Here is a 16,063-nt window from a genome sequence, read left to right on the forward strand (position 1 = left end):
AAAATTATCTAATTAAAAGTTCAACTCTACGATTTTTTTTCTCTGAAACATTATCAGCTGTTTTCACTAGTAAATCAGTTTCTCCATATGTCTCTACTTTTAAATCAATTAAATCAATATTTTGTAAATTTATCCATTTTTTTACACTATTAGCTCTCTGAAGTGAAAGTTTTTCATTATATTTTTTTGAACCAGCAGTATCAGTATGTCCAATAACATTTACATCACATGGCATTCTTTCTTTTATACTTTTTAAAATCTGAGGTAACTTGTCTTTAGAACTTTGTGTTAACTCATTTGAGCCACTTTTAAAATAAAGAAGTACATGTATAGGTTTTAAAGGAGTACTTTCAATTGCACTTTTAAATTTTGAGTTAATTTTCTCTTCACTCATAATGTTTATTTCACTTGGTTTTTCATTTTTTGAATTAATATTAACATATCCACCAGGCTTATCAACAACTATAGAACCTGCTTTTGTTTCAACAACTATTGCATTTTGAGCTTTTCCATTTTCTACAAGAACTACTGTTGTGGTTGGTGTAGGATTCATCAATGCAGCTATTAGCATTCCTATCCATGTGACTATTACTACAGTTTCCATTACTTCACCTCCACGTAAAATTTTGTACCACGAATACCAACTGTGCCTTCAGGTACCTTAAACTTTACAGACTCTGGAGATAATGTCCCAATTTTTCCAGATTCAAAACTTGCCAAACCTTTACTCATATCTATATCAAATTTAAACTCATTTTCAATAGGTTTAAATAAAAACTCATCAATAGTAAGAATACTATTTTCTCCCAATGATAAAATAGTACCATCATGAAAAATAATCCCTATATTACTGCCAGCTTTCGTAATAAGAGTATCACCTACTTGGAGCTGATTTCCAACTTTGAGTTTCAACATGGTACTATCTCTTTTTGCAAAAGTATCACCATTTACAACTTTAACAATAGCAATGTCTGCTGAAAAAAGATAAGAAAGAAGACAAAATAATATAAAAAATATTCGCAACATAGTAGCCTCCATAAAAGTTTATTATTATATGCTACATCTTCTTTGCTTATTTTAATATGAAAAAGAGATAATTTTATATTATCCCTTTTGCTTAATTCGTTATCTGTTTACTAAAGTCTCAATTGCCCCAACAATAGTAGGATCTTCTAGTGTTGAAGTATCTTGAGTAATCTCTTCTCCTTTAGCGATTGAGCGAAGAATTCTTCTCATAATTTTACCACTTCTTGTTTTTGGAAGACCTGGTACAAAAAGAATATCATCAAGTTTAGCAATATTACCAATCTCTTTAGTAATTTGCTTATTAAGTTCTTGAATCATCTCTATTTCTTCACCAATTGAGTCTTCTTCACCTTTTAAAACAATATAGGCAAAAATACCCTCTCCTTTTATAGGATCAGGTCGTCCAACAACTGCAACTTCTGCAACATTTTGATGATGTGCCAATACAGCTTCAATTTCTGCTGTTCCTAACCTATGTCCAGAAACATTGATAACATCATCTGTACGACCAGTAATGATGATATAACCATCATCATCATACATTGCACCATCACCTGAAAAATAAACTGGTTTTCCATCTTTTTTACAATCACCAAAATATGATTTCGCAAATCTATCAGGATCACCCCAAATAGTTCTTATCATAGAAGGCCAAGGTTTGGTTATACATAAAAATCCTTTCTCCCCTTTTGGAGTTGGATTTCCATTTTCATCTATAATTTCTGCCATAATTCCAGGAAGTGGAAAAGTAGCAGAGCCAGGTTTAATAGGAGTTGCCCCAGGAAGTGGAGTAATCATATGACCTCCAGTTTCAGTTTGCCACCAAGTATCAACGATAGAACATTTCCCTCCACCAATCTCATTGTAATACCACATCCAAGCATCAGGATTAATTGGCTCACCAACTGTTCCAAGAACTTTTAAACTACTCAAATCATACTTTTTAGGCTCATCAGCTCCAAGTTTATGTAACAATCTAATTGCAGTAGGTGCAGTATAGAACTGATTGATACGATGTTCTTCTATCATTTTCCACCAACGACCAACATCAGGGAAAGTAGGAACACCTTCATACATAACTGTTGTAGCCCCCATAGCAAGTGGACCATAAACAATATAAGTATGCCCCGTAATCCAACCAACATCAGCAGTACACCAAAAAGTATCATTCTCTTTTACATCAAAAACTTTTTCCATCGTATACTGTGCCCAAAGGATATATCCTGCACTTGAGTGCTGAACACCTTTTGGTTTTCCTGTACTTCCACTCGTATACAATAAAAATAGAGGATCCTCAGAATCCATAGGCTCTGGATCACAATGCTGAGATTCATTCATAATCATTTCATTATAAACATAATCACGCCCAGGAACATAATCTATCTCTTCAAAATTTCTTTGTACAATAAGTACTTTACTACAACACTCACAGCCCTCTTTTAAAGCTTCGTCAACAACTGGTTTTAACATATATGGTTTCCCACGTCTGTAAGCTCCATCCGCTGTGATAACAAGTTTAGCATTAGCATCTTGTACTCTATCTCTTAAAGCATCTGCAGAAAATCCTCCAAATACAATCGAATGAACTGCACCAATCTTTGCACAAGCAAGCATAGCAAAAGCAGCTTCAGGAATCATAGGAAGATAAAGAACTACTCTATCACCTTTTTTAATACCAAACTGATTCTTTAAAAGATTTGCTAATCTATTTACTCTATAATAAAGTTGAAGATACGTAATAATTCTTTTTTTACCATCTTCACCTTCCCAAATAATAGCTGCTTTATTTTTTCTAGTAGTAAGATGACGTCCTAAGCATTGGTGAGTTACGTTTAATTTACCACCATCAAACCATTTATAAAATGGTGCATTGCTTTCATCTAGAACTGTATCATATGGTTTGAACCAGTCTATTTTTTCTTTTGCAAGCCTATCCCAGTAGCCTTCAAAATCTTCTTCTGCTTGCATACGTAATTCTTTGTACTCACACATATTTTTAATTCTAGCATTTTTACTAAATTCTCTATTTGGCTCAAAAATTTCTAACATTTATCATCCTTCCTTTTAATTTATTTTTTAATGATTGAGTGTACTTTGTGCACCAATCCCTGTTTGACTACGTACATATTGATTATCAAAAGCTGCTATTTCATTTTTTGCATTTTCACTTTTATCTGTTATTGAAAAAAACCATATCCCAACAAAAGCAACGATTACTGAAAACAATGCTGGATATTTATATGGAAAAATCGCTTTACTCTGATCACCATTAATTATTTCTCCCCAAACTATTGGTCCTAATATAACAAGTATTATTGCTGTAGCTAGACCCAAAGTCCCTCCTATTACTGCTCCTCTTGTAGTAAGCTTTTTCCAATACATTGATAAAAATAAAATTGGAAAATTGGCACTGGCTGCAATAGCAAAAGCAAGTCCAACCATAAATGCTATATTTTGGTTTTCAAATGCTATACCAAGGATTATAGCCAATATGCCTAAACATACTGTAGAGTATTTTGAAACTTTCATTTCTACTATTTCATTTAAATTACCTTTTGCAAATACATTTGCATATAAATCATGACTAATAGCACTAGCTCCTGCTAAAGTAAGCCCCGAAACAACAGCAAGAATAGTAGCAAATGCAACTGCTGAGATAAACCCTAAGAAAAGATTACCACCAACGGCATGACTTAAATGAATAGCTGCCATATTATTCCCACCAAAAAGTGTTCCTGTAGCTATATCTAAGTATTGTGGATTTTTAGAAACTAATACGATAGCTCCAAAACCAATAATAAAAGTTAATATATAAAAATAGCCAATAAAACCTGTTGCATAAAAAACAGATTTTCTTGCTTCTTTCGCATCACTTACTGTAAAAAACCTCATTAAAATATGAGGCAATCCAGCTGTTCCAAACATAAGAGCAATCCCTAAGCTTATGGCACTAATAGGATCACTAACAAGTCCACCAGGCTCCATAATTGAACGTGTTCCTTTAATGTTGACAGCATTTTGAAAAAGTGTTTCAAAACTAAATCCCATTTTACTCATAATCATAATTGCTAAAAAAGAAGCCCCACAGAGTAATAGAATTGCTTTTATAATTTGAACCCATGTGGTTGCAAGCATTCCGCCAAAAGTAACTAAAACAATTATCATCACACCAACTAAGATAACAGCAAACTCATAGGGAAGCCCAAAAAGAACCTGTATAAGTTTACCAGAACCAACCATTTGTGCAATTAAATATAATAGTACTGTAGCAATTGAGCCCAAAGCGGCAAGTATTCTAATTGGAGTTTGTCTAAGTCTATAAGAAGCAACATCAGCAAAAGTATATTTTCCAAGATTTCTTAATTGTTCTGCAATTAAAAACAGTATTATTGGCCATCCAACTAAAAAACCTATAGAATAGATAAGCCCATCAAATCCTTTTAAATAAACAAGCCCTGAAATACCTAAAAATGAAGCTGCTGACATATAATCACCAGCAATTGCTAAGCCATTTTGAAAACCTGTTATCCCTCCACCAGCCGTATAAAAGTCTTTTGCAGTTTTTGTTCTTTTTGCAGCCCAATATGTAATACCAAGCGTTGCAAGAACAAAAAATAGAAACATAATGATAGCAGGAATATTTAAATCTCTTTGGTCACTCACCTCAGCATCTCCACTTGTTGCTAACACAGTAGTGATACAAAGAAAAGTAGTTAATAAAATTTTCATACATCAAACCTAACATCATCTTTTATCTCATCTGTTAATTTATCAAATTCATTATTAGCTCTATCTGTATAAATACCTGTGAGGATAAAACATAATATTATAATGCTAAGCCCTATTGGAATACCAATACTTGTAACACCCGTACCTATTTGCTTACCTAAAGTTTCAGGACTAAAAGCAATAATCATAATAAAGATATAATAAACGCTCAGCATTATTAGTGATAATTTAAAAGCAAAACTACTTCTTTTTTTCACTAATTCAGAAAATTTTGGGTTATTTTTTACCCTTTCGTAAATTTCTTGATTCACTGAACTCTCCTTTATTTATTACCAACAGCAAACATATTTTATTATATTCACATAGCATTAACGTAGCAAAAAATAAATATGTCCGAAAATTACACATATTTTTTAAAATATGAGAATTTTTGTAGCAAAATTCTATTTTTTCAATGGCTGTAATATTTATCTATTCTGTAACCTACCCCTTTTATGTTCGAAATAAAGTCTTCTTTAAGGGACTTTCTAAATCTACTTATTTCTGCTCTTATTGTTGCATTATCAACAGGTTCATCATTCCAGACAAAACTTCTAAACTTTTCAAAATCTACAATCACACCAATATTTTCACATAAAAGTGTTAATATTTGTAACTGTTTTTTAGTCAATACTTGAGAAACATTATTATAAAAAAGTATTTTTTCTTCTTTTGAAAAATAATATTTTGAACTTAATACCATATGTTGAGAACTTTTTATTTTTTGCTCTTTTTTAATTCTCTCTATTCTTATACCTAATTCTTTCAGATGAAAAGGTTTTTTCAAATAATCACAAGCTCCTAAATCAAAAGCTTCACTAATATCTTCAATATCTAAATTTGCACTAATAAAAATCGTAGGAGTAACAATATCTTGCTCCTTTAACTCTTTTAAAAGTTCTAATCCATTGAGTTTAGGTACATTTATATCTAGAACCAATAAATCATATATATTATTTTCAAGGTTTTTTAAAGCATCTTCTCCATTAGTAAATCCAACAATTTTATGATTAAATGCTATTAAGTACTCTTCTATAGAAGTTCTTAGCATATGTTCATCTTCTAACAGTAAAATTTTCATTACTCTACTCTCCTACTACATTCAAAACTATATTTAAATACTGTTTTTTTACCATTTGAAAGCACATCAATGCTTACATTATTTTTTTCACATATTTCATGCACTATATTAAGACCTAAACCAAAACCACCTCTAGCTACATCTTCTCTATAATACCTATCAAATAATTTATCTACTGATACAATTTTCTCACCTTTATTTTCTACTTCGAAAATTGTACTCTCATCTTCAGAATGAAGTCTTACATGTATAGTTTCATTGATATGACTGTATTTTATGGCATTAGAAAAGTTATTGTCACATAAGCGTTGTAATTCAAATTCATTAAAAAGGATAAAAATATCATCTTCTATTTCACTTTTAATCTGCAATTTATTCCCTATAGCTACATCTTTAAAATACTCTATTCGTGATTTTACAAAATCTGTAAAATTTATCATATCAACTTTATTATCCACTTTATCTTTTCTTATTATAAAAATCAAATCACCATAAATATTTTCTAAAACTTTAACAGCAGCCTCTATTTTTAATAGATAAGGATTTTTATCATTTTTTAAATTATATAATTCTATATTCATCAAAATTATTGTTAAAGGTGTATTTATCTCATGAATGGCATTTTTTAAAAACTTATCTTGTTCTTCTAAGAGATGTTTTGTATACTCTACAGAATTTTGCAATTCATCAGTTTTTTTCTCAACTAAACTCTCAAGATTTGTATTAAGATCTTCTAGTTCACTCTTTTTTTCTTTTAGTTTCGTTAACATATAATTTGCTTGGGCTGTTATCTCTTTAAACTCTTCAAATTTAATCTTACTCGTATCTATAAAAGTATATTTTTTTGATGCTTTTTTTAAAGATTCTACTATAAATCTTATCTCTTTTGTAATTTTATCTGTTACATAACGATATTTTAAAATACTTGCTAGATATAAAAAAAGTGTAAGTGTTAGAATTTTAAGTATAAACCCTGTGATTTTATTACGATGATCATCTCTTTTTTTAGCTAGAACATTATCTATTTTATCTATATACATTCCACTTCCAACAATCCAATTTTTTTCTTTAAAAAACTTAACAAAAGCAAGATTTTCTATTGATTTTGATTGTTCAATTGTTTCAAAAGTTACAAAACCACTTCCTTTTTTTCCAATTTTTATAAATTCAGTAATGACACTATCATCATATTTTATCTGTTTAGATTTATAAATAACATTTTTATTTTTATCATATATAAATATATACCCTTTACTATTTGAATTATCTAGAACAGCACCTACTTCTTTTGCAATAAGATTTTTAATAGTACTTTCATCTTTTTCTTTTAATTCATTAAATTGATACTGTACAAGCCTATATACACGTGAAGCTTCTTCTAAAGCTCTTCTCTTTTGATTTTGTATATAACTTTTTTCTATTGTTGCTATTTCGTTATTAAACTCTCTAAATTCATTAAAAATAATTACAAAAGCTGAAGTAAATGCAAAAATACCTGCAAAAAGAATAGCAATGATATTCATTTGATTTATACTATGTTTTTTCCAAATTTTGAACACGAATTTTACCTTTTTTCTTAACAATTTATTCTATCAAAAAAAGTGTATAATTTTACTTTACATGTAAAGGTTTTAACATTGAATATTAGATTACCAGCAGAGTGGGAACAACAAAAATCAATTATGCTTGTATTTCCAACAAATCAAAAAGATTGGCAACACTCTATAAAAGAGGTTCAAGAAACATATGTTGCGTTTATAAATGCAATTCGTGAGTTTCAAAAATGTGTAGTTATTTGTAGTGATAAAAAAATTTTAGATGCATTTTTTGACTCATTTGAGAACATAGAAGTATTTGAGTACCAAACAAATGATACTTGGATGAGAGATTTTGGAGCCATTGATTTTTTACAGAACAATCAAATAAAATCATACAATTTTAAATTTAATGCTTGGGGGGATAAGTTTGATGCTTCTTTAGATGACAAATTTAATTCTGTATTTTTTAAAGAAAATATTGTTGATATAGATTTTATATTAGAAGGTGGAAGTATTGATAGCAATGGTGAAGGTGTACTTTTAACTACTTCTACATGTATACATAATGAAAATAGAAACCATACTTATACAAAAAAACAAATACTAAAAAAATTAAAAAAACTTTTTGGATTAAAAGAAGTGATACTGCTAGAACATGGTGGACTCATAGGAGACGATACAGATTCACATGTAGATACTCTTGCAAGATTTATAAACAAAGATACTATTGTATATGCTAAGTGTTATGATGTAAATGATATCCATTTTGAAGAATTAAATAAAATGGAACAAGAACTTCAAAAAACAAATTTTCATCTTGTTCCCTTACCTCTTCCAAACGCAAAATATTTTGAAAAACAAAGACTTCCAGCAACATATCTAAACTTTGTTTTTCTTAATGGTGCTTTAATTGTGCCAACATACAATGATGTAAATGATGAAATTACAATAAAAATTTTAAAAAACCATATAAAAAATAGAAAAGTTATCACTATTGATGCAACAATTTTAATAAGAGAACATGGAAGTCTTCATTGTTCTTGCATTAATAAAATGTTACCATTATAAACATATACTGTAAAAAATGTTTTAATTTGTAACAATAAACTACACTTCAGTAAAATAGGACTAGAATATTACTGTAACCAACATTATTTTGAGGGTAAAACGTAACAACAGCAAGCAATCTCCTCACGTTTTATCCTCTTCTTTCTTTTATTTTAGTATAATTCTGACAAATTACTTTCATAGGCAAATCATGACATTACAAAAAAAAGCTACTGTAGTATCTAGTGCTACTGCTTGTCTTTTAATAATTATTAAATTAACAATAGGAATCATAAGTGGTTCTGTTGCAGTTTTAGCTTCGGCTATAGATTCAGTTTTAGATCTTATTATCTCAGGTTTTAACTATTTTGCAATCAATAAAGCAGAACAACCAGCTAATCAACAATTTAACTATGGAAAAGGAAAAATAGAAGCCCTTGCTGCTGTTATAGAAGGTACGATTATAACAATGAGTGGTCTTTTTATACTCTACCATGCAATCAAAAAAGCTTATCTAGCAGAAACTACTACGCATCTTAGCTCATCAATTTTAATTATGTTTATCTCTTTAATTATAACTCTCGCTTTAGTTGCATTTTTAAATTACGTTGCTAAAAAAACAAACAATATGGTAATTAAATCTGATGCTTTACACTATAAAACAGATGTTCTTAGTAATGGGGCTATTTTAATTTCATTGATTCTTATCTTTACTACTGGTTTTGATGTAATCGACTCTATTATGGGTATAATTATTTCAATCTATATTATTTACTCAGCTTATGAAATTATTAAAGAGGGCGTCTATATTCTTTTAGATGCTGCTTTAGATGAAGAGATTGTAACTCAAATAAAAACCATAATAGAAAGTGAAAAAGAAGTTAGCGACTATCATTATCTAAAAACTCGTAAATCAGCAAATACAAATTTTGTTGATGTTCATCTTGTTTTTAACGATGGAATGTCATTGTTAAAAGCACACACTTTAGGTGACAGAATAGAAGATAATATTATGAAAATCAATGATAATGAAGAATGGGTCATCAATGTTCATCTAGACCCATATGATGATTCTATCATCAATGATAGTGAAAATAAAAACTAAAGGGAAAATCCCTTTAGTTTTAAATTAACATTGCAGTTATATTGTATCCAATAAACGCAATTATCCAAGCTATAGCTGTTGTAAAAATAAATAAATAACCCAGATATTTATAGCTTCCTGACTCTTTTGCAAAAACGATCGAAGCTGCAAAACAAGGAAGATAAATCATAACAAAAAGAACAAATGAAACTGCCGATGCAAAAGGTATATTTGTCTTAATCGCATCAAGGAGGCCTCCTGTCGCTTCATCCACATCTTCACCCAAGGCATAAAGAACCCCTAAAGTAGAAACAACAACTTCTTTAGCTGCAATTCCTGTTTCAAGTGCAACAGTCATCTTCCAATCAAACCCAAGTGGGCTAAAAAATGGTTCTGTTGTTTTACCAATAATACCTAAGTAACTTTTCTCTAATTTTAATTGTGTTAACTCATTTGATAATTCAGATTTTTTATCTTCACTCGCTGCTAATTCTATTTTTTTCTCATATTGAATATCTAAGTCTAATTGTTTAGGATAATTACTTGCAAACCAAATAAATATACTTGCCACAAGAATAAAAGTACCAGCCTTTTTTAAATACATAATAGATTTAGTTATAACTGTGTGCCAAACAAGTTTAAAAGAAGGCATACGATACTTTGGCATCTCCATAACAAAAGGTTCGTCTTTGCCTTTAAAAACAAATATTTTTAAAGCTTTTGCAGCAAATAAACCAAATAGTGCGCCTGCAATATAAATAATAAAAAGAACATTACCAGCATTTTCTTCTCCAAAAAATGCTCCTGCAAAAAGAACATATACAGGTAGTTTAGCGCCACAACTCATAAAACCTATAATAAAAAGTGTAATTAATCTATCTTTATCATTTTTAAGTGTTCTTGCACTCATATAGGCAGGAACAGAACATCCAAAACCTGTTACTAAGGGAATAAAACTTTTTCCATGCAATCCAAACTTATGGAAAAACCCATCGAGTAAAAAAGCTACTCTTGACATATAACCTGTCGTTTCTAACAATGCTATTCCCAGAAAAAGTATCATGATATTTGGTAAAAACAAAACAACAGCGCCAACCCCAGCAATAGCACCATCAGCTATAAGGGAGCCTAAATCACCTTCACCAAAGATAGTTTTTGCATAATCACCAAGTGATCCAAAAAAGGCATCAATCCAGTCCATAGGAACAGAACCAAGTTCAAATGTTAATTGAAATAATCCCCACATAAGAAAAAGAAAAATAGGAATTCCCAAAATATTGTTCATTAAAATGGAGTCTATCTTTTCAGTGAGATTTTTTGACTCTTCTTTTTTAAATTCTACTGTTTCCATAACAGCACCTTTTGCAAAAGCGGCTTTTTCTTCTGCAAAAATTTCATCTATATCTTTTGTATCATAATGAATATATAAATGGCTAAGAGCCTCACGAATAATAGGAAGTAACTCTATCCATATGGGCTCATCATGCATTTTTTTATATGTTTTTGGCTCTTCTTCTAAAAGCTTAATTGCTAAGTCTCTATATCCTTCTTCATTTGGATATTTTTTCTCACCTAAAAAAGTAACTATGTTTGAAACTTCTTCTTCAACAGTAGCACTATAAACTAACTTAGAACCTTCATACTCAAAACTTGATATATCCACGGCTCTATTAACTAATTTACCTATACCTTTTTTTGTTGCAGCTGAAACTTTTACACAAGGAACACCTAAAATACTACTAAGCTGTTCGTCATTTATACAGATTCCTTCTTTTTTAGCTTCATCCATCATATTTAAAGCTACAATCATCTTTTTATTCAAGCTTAAAAGCTGTGTTGTTAAAAAAAGATTTCTTTCTAAATTTGTTGCATCTATAACATTGATAATCATGTCATAATCTTCGTTTTCCAAAAACTCTTTGGTCACTTTTTCTTCTTGAGTATAATCATTAAGTGAATACGTACCAGGTAAATCTATAATATTGATTGAATAATCATGAAAATCAAAACTTACTTCTGCTTTTTCAACTGTAACTCCAGAAAAGTTACCAACTCTAAGTCTTGAATTTGAGATAGCATTGATAAGCATACTTTTTCCAACATTTGGTTGTCCAACTAATGCTATTTTTAAATCTTTCATCTGATTATCTCCTTTTCAAAAGATGGATCATAAAAAGACTTATTATGAGTACTAATTAAATTTAAAAATTGTGTATTTTTCACTATTGGCTTACCTCTATTTCTCTAGCTTCTTCAAGTCTTAAAGCTATCATGCCTGTGCCACCTACTTCAATTTCCATAGTGTTTTTATTCATACTCAATGCTTTGACTTGAATAGCTGCATTTTTTCTAACACCAAAAGAAAAAAGTCTATGTTTCAACTCCCCTTCTGCTTTGATTTTTGTAATCATTGCTTTTTCTTCTGCTTTTAGATCCGCTAATGTGCCCATAAATAATCTCCTATTTTTTTCTTTTTGATAATAATTATTGAAATTATAATTCATTAAAGATTAAATTCTTATTAATTTGGGTATTATATTACAAATAATACGGAGAATCTAATTTGAATAATATGTATTTTACAGATAAACCAAGTATACATATAAAAGTAAATTATTATAAAAACATTATGCAACTATCATACACTACAACAAACTTTAAAATTGGAGAAAAATCAATACTTACTACAACTCTTACATGTAAAAAAGGCTCAAGTTCTTCACATGTAAAACAAAATTATCAAATACTTGAGTGCTAAAATATAGCTTACATGGATAATGGAAAGCTACCAAATAAAGGATAAATTATGTTTTTTAAAAAAGCAATAAATGAAAATGAAATAACAATATCAAAAGAAGAATATAACAAAATTATTCAAAAAGCTTTACTTTTTGATGAAATACAATTAGATGAATCAAAAAACCTTGCAAACACTATCACAAATAATGCAATAGCTGTCAATAAAGCTTCACAAACTAAATTAAAGCAAATATGTGAAATAGAAGAACTTACTCATGATTTTATAGATAAATCTAATGAAATAAAAGAAATATCTACAAAAAGTTATGACTCATCCACAGATGCTGTAAAAACAAGCGAAGATGTTGTAAATACTATTCAAGCATTAACTAAACTTATTGATGAGTTATCGACTATTATGAATGAATACTCAACTATTCATAAAGATTTAGATGTTAAAAACAAAGTGGTCTTTTCTAAAATTGAATCAATATCAGAAATAGCAGACCAAACAAATTTATTGGCTCTAAATGCTGCAATAGAAGCAGCTCGTGCAGGAGAACATGGACGAGGTTTCGCAGTGGTTGCTGAAGAAGTTAGAAAACTAGCTGATGAGTCTGAAATTTCTGCTACAGAAATAGCAACTGAAACAAAAAATATGATAGAAATATCAGATAAAGCTCAAAGAAGAAGTCAAAGTGCTTTTAAGCTAGTAGAAGAGAGTCAAGAAGTAGCTCTTAAAGGAGTTGAGCTTTTAAACAACCTTATGAGAAAAGCACAAGAGAATAAAAGTGAAATAGATAGATCTTTAAGACATATAGATGCTCAACTTAAAGATTCTGATGAAATAAAAACAAAAATGACAACCATTGTTGATGATACAAAAAAAGCGATTGAAGGGAGTGCTACAAATATGGAATTAGGAAAAAACTTATTAGGAATACTGAAAAATGTTAAACGATAGAAAGCTTACTATAGGACTTATTCAACAAACTTTTTTGGACTCTAAAGAAAAAACTGTTCAAAAAACTATTCAGATGATAAAAGAAGCAAAAAATAAAGGTGCAAAATTAGTACTTTTACAAGAACTACACCAAGATAGATATTTTTGTATTAATGAAGATACAAATAGCTTTGATAAAGCAGAAAGTTTTAACGAAGATATAAAATTGTGGTCAAACGTAGCAAAAGAAGAAAATATTGTTTTAGTCACTTCTTTGTTTGAAAAAAGGACTGCTGGAATTTATCATAATACTGCTGTTATATTTGAAAGTGATGGAAGTATAGCAGGAAAATATAGAAAAATGCATATACCTGATGATCCTGGTTTTTATGAAAAATTTTACTTTACACCTGGAGATTTAGGATATGAGCCTATTCAAACAAGTGTAGGTAAACTAGGTGTTCTAATTTGTTGGGATCAATGGTATCCTGAAGCTGCTCGTCTTATGGCTCTTAAAGGGGCAGAGATTCTAATATATCCAACAGCAATAGGTTGGTTTGATGAAGATGATGCAAATGAAAAACAGAGGCAACTAGAGGCTTGGATAACAGTGCAACGTGGACATGCCATTGCAAATGGACTTCCACTAGTTGCAATAAACCGCGTAGGAAAAGAATTAGATAACTATAAACATCTTGATGGAATAAGATTTTGGGGAAACTCTTTTGTTGTAGGTCCTCAAGGAGAATTTATTACAAAAGCGAGTGAGAATAAAGAAGAAGTAATTATTTGTGAGATAGACTTAAAAAACAGTGAAAATGTCAGAAGAATTTGGCCATTTTTACGAGATAGAAGAATAGAAACTTATAGCGATTTAAATAAACGTTTTATTGATTAGTTTTAAAATACCACATTAGAGCAAACATTAAACCTGATGTGGTAGCAATACCTTCATCAAACATAAACTCTATAGCTTCATCTTTTTTTAGATAAATAACTTCTATAGCTTCATTATCTACCCCACCACCTTCACTTACTTTCATGCTATTATCAATAATTGCAAAATAAAGTGTTTGACGACCTCCTGCAAAACCAACAGCGGTATAAAAAGATGTGATTTTTTTGACTTCATCTAAAGGAACATCATATCCAGTCTCCTCAAGAATCTCTTCATAAGCTATCTCTTGTAAAGTCTTCTTTTTATCTACTAATCCTGCACAAAGCTCATATGTAAAACCATCATCATTTTTTAAATAAATAGAAGGACGAAACTGTTTTACAAAAACAAAAGAATCCAAATCTTTATGATATAAAAGGATTGCTACGCTATCATGAGTATCAACAATATCCCAACGTTTTTCTACACCATTTTGCATGTAAAACATACTTTGTGGTTTTATAAATGCTGAGTTTGTACATGTTTGCAAATTTAAAAATTTTATTTTGTTTTTCATGTGACTATCCCTTTTTACATCAACACTAAACTTGCAAGTCCTAAGAAACTAAAGAAGCCAACTATATCTGTAGAAGTTGTTAAAAAGACACTACTTCCAACTGCAGGATCTATTCCAAGTCTTTTTAGCATTAAAGGAACCATCGAACCAATCAAACCTGCACAAAGTAAATTTACCAACATTGAAGCAGCTATAACCAAACCAATTTTATTATCTTCAAACCATAAATAAGCAATTAAACCCATAAGGAGCGCAAAAATAAAACCATTTGCGATTGCTAAAATCATCTCTTTTTTGATAGCTTCTTTTGCATTTTCATTATCTATTTCACCAAGTGCTAATTGTCTTACCATAATAGTAAGTGATTGTGTACCGGCATTTCCTCCCATAGAAGCTACTATAGGCATTAATACAGCTAGTGCAACATACATACTTAAAACATTTTCAAAAAGACCTATTACTGCTGAAGCAAGTATTGCTGTTAAAAGATTTATAAAAAGCCAAATAACCCTAGCTTTTCCTGCTTCAAAAATACTCTCTTCATGCTCAGCTTCTTCATCAACACCAGCTAAATTATATATCTGGTCTGTTGCTCTTTCTTGAATAATATCATAAATATCATCTGAAGTAATTCTTCCTAAAAGCTTTCCATGATAATCTACAATAGGAAGTGCAATAAGATCATAGTCTTCAAATAGTTCTATTACTTTAGATATGTTTTCATCATCTCTTACATGTCTTGCTTTAAAATTATCTTCTTTCCCTTTTATCTCTTCACGGAAACTTTTTGTAAAATTAAACGTAATTAAATCTTCTAAAGATATACTAAAAAGTAATCTATCTAACTTTTCCACGATAGAGACTTGATGAATATTTTCTAATTCACCCTCTTTTTTTAACTCTCTTAGTCGATCTACAGCATCTTGTATTTTTTCATCATATGAAGCGGTAAAAACCTCTGTTTGCATATACGCACCAGCTTCTTCTTCATCATATCTAATAAGTTTTTTAATATCTTCTTGGTCTTCTTTATCAAGGCCTGATAATATCTCTTCTGCTTTTTGCTCATCAATCTCTTCAATATCTTGAATTAAATCTGTTGCATCATCACTTTCTAAATCTTCAATAGCTTCAGTTAATTGAACAGAAGGAATGTTTTCTATAATCTGTTTTAAATAATGTTCAGGAAGTTCTATTACAATATCACCCAAAATGTCATTAGGAAATTTTTGTAGGAGTTCAAAAAAGAGAGTTTCATCCTCTTTTTTAATAGTTTTTAGGTGTTTTGCTAAATCTGAGACTGATATTTCATAATCTATTTCATCAAGAAGGTATGACTCTATTATCTCTATGCTATCTTTAACATCTCTATTTTTAGACATA

Annotated in this window: 15 protein-coding genes and 1 pseudogene; 5 read left to right on the forward strand and 11 right to left on the reverse strand. The window is 29.9% G+C overall.

Annotated elements, in window-relative coordinates; translation table 11 throughout:
• Positions 1-4 precede the first annotated feature (4 nt).
• The 7 genes from K354_RS0100885 to K354_RS0100915 all read right to left on the reverse strand — a co-directional run bounded on the left by K354_RS0100885 (position 5) and on the right by K354_RS0100915 (position 7,434).
• Positions 5-604 (reverse strand): OmpA family protein, encoded by a 600-nt coding sequence (locus K354_RS0100885; RefSeq protein ID WP_024953627.1) that lies wholly within the window; start codon positions 602-604, stop codon positions 5-7.
• Complete coding sequence (locus K354_RS0100890) at positions 604-1,026, reverse strand: FecR family protein (protein ID WP_024953628.1); 423 nt, start codon at positions 1,024-1,026, stop codon at positions 604-606. Before K354_RS0100890 ends, K354_RS0100885 begins: the two co-directional genes overlap by 1 nt.
• A gap of 99 nt (positions 1,027-1,125) precedes the next feature.
• Positions 1,126-3,075, reverse strand: a complete 1,950-nt coding sequence (acs, locus tag K354_RS0100895) for an acetate--CoA ligase (RefSeq protein ID WP_024953629.1) — start codon at positions 3,073-3,075, stop codon at positions 1,126-1,128.
• Positions 3,076-3,102: 27 nt separating this feature from the next.
• Positions 3,103-4,755: a cation acetate symporter gene (locus K354_RS0100900; protein WP_024953630.1), complete on the reverse strand. Its 1,653-nt coding sequence runs from the start codon at positions 4,753-4,755 to the stop codon at positions 3,103-3,105.
• Positions 4,752-5,066, reverse strand: a complete 315-nt coding sequence (locus K354_RS0100905) for a DUF485 domain-containing protein (protein WP_024953631.1) — start codon at positions 5,064-5,066, stop codon at positions 4,752-4,754. Before K354_RS0100905 ends, K354_RS0100900 begins: the two co-directional genes overlap by 4 nt.
• Before the next feature lie 140 nt (positions 5,067-5,206).
• Positions 5,207-5,875 (reverse strand): response regulator transcription factor, encoded by a 669-nt coding sequence (locus K354_RS0100910; protein WP_024953632.1) that lies wholly within the window; start codon positions 5,873-5,875, stop codon positions 5,207-5,209.
• Entirely contained in the window at positions 5,875-7,434 is a 1,560-nt protein-coding gene (locus tag K354_RS0100915) for a sensor histidine kinase (RefSeq protein WP_024953633.1), read from the reverse strand. The genes K354_RS0100910 and K354_RS0100915 overlap by 1 nt, the downstream gene beginning before the upstream one ends.
• Before the next feature lie 84 nt (positions 7,435-7,518).
• On the opposite strand from K354_RS0100915, the gene K354_RS0100920 reads away from it, so the two are divergent.
• On the forward strand, positions 7,519-8,481 hold the full coding sequence (locus K354_RS0100920; protein ID WP_024953634.1) for an agmatine deiminase family protein: 963 nt from the start codon (positions 7,519-7,521) through the stop codon (positions 8,479-8,481).
• Positions 8,482-8,671: 190 nt separating this feature from the next.
• Positions 8,672-9,565, forward strand: coding sequence for a cation diffusion facilitator family transporter (locus tag K354_RS0100925; RefSeq protein ID WP_024953635.1), 894 nt, complete (start codon positions 8,672-8,674; stop codon positions 9,563-9,565).
• A gap of 19 nt (positions 9,566-9,584) precedes the next feature.
• On the opposite strand, the gene feoB is transcribed toward K354_RS0100925, so the two are convergent.
• Both feoB and K354_RS0100935 read right to left on the reverse strand, forming a co-directional pair.
• Entirely contained in the window at positions 9,585-11,684 is a 2,100-nt protein-coding gene (gene feoB, locus K354_RS0100930; RefSeq protein WP_024953636.1) for a ferrous iron transport protein B, read from the reverse strand.
• Positions 11,685-11,766: 82 nt separating this feature from the next.
• Entirely contained in the window at positions 11,767-11,994 is a 228-nt protein-coding gene (locus K354_RS0100935) for a FeoA family protein (RefSeq protein ID WP_024953637.1), read from the reverse strand.
• A gap of 113 nt (positions 11,995-12,107) precedes the next feature.
• Between K354_RS0100935 and K354_RS0100940 the strand changes: the two genes are divergently transcribed.
• The 3 genes and pseudogenes from K354_RS0100940 to K354_RS0100950 all read left to right on the forward strand — a co-directional run bounded on the left by K354_RS0100940 (position 12,108) and on the right by K354_RS0100950 (position 14,124).
• Complete coding sequence (locus K354_RS0100940) at positions 12,108-12,302, forward strand: hypothetical protein (protein ID WP_024953638.1); 195 nt, start codon at positions 12,108-12,110, stop codon at positions 12,300-12,302.
• A 471-nt stretch (positions 12,303-12,773) separates the two neighbouring features.
• Positions 12,774-13,247 (forward strand): annotated as a pseudogene (locus K354_RS15390) (methyl-accepting chemotaxis protein); the annotation flags it as partial.
• Positions 13,234-14,124 (forward strand): carbon-nitrogen hydrolase, encoded by an 891-nt coding sequence (locus tag K354_RS0100950; RefSeq protein ID WP_024953640.1) that lies wholly within the window; start codon positions 13,234-13,236, stop codon positions 14,122-14,124. The pseudogene K354_RS15390 and the gene K354_RS0100950, both read left to right, overlap by 14 nt.
• Here K354_RS0100950 and K354_RS0100955 read toward each other — a convergent pair.
• On the reverse strand, positions 14,114-14,680 hold the full coding sequence (locus K354_RS0100955) for an NUDIX domain-containing protein (RefSeq protein ID WP_024953641.1): 567 nt from the start codon (positions 14,678-14,680) through the stop codon (positions 14,114-14,116). The genes K354_RS0100950 and K354_RS0100955 overlap by 11 nt on opposite strands.
• 14 nt (positions 14,681-14,694) lie before the next feature.
• The gene (gene mgtE, locus K354_RS0100960) at positions 14,695-16,062 is read right to left on the reverse strand and encodes a magnesium transporter (protein WP_024953642.1); all 1,368 of its coding nucleotides are present in this window, start codon (positions 16,060-16,062) and stop codon (positions 14,695-14,697) included.
• Position 16,063: the final 1 nt, after the last annotated feature.

The organism is Sulfurospirillum arcachonense DSM 9755, assembly GCF_000597725.1.
In the GTDB taxonomy this organism is placed as follows: domain Bacteria; phylum Campylobacterota; class Campylobacteria; order Campylobacterales; family Sulfurospirillaceae; genus Sulfurospirillum_A; species Sulfurospirillum_A arcachonense.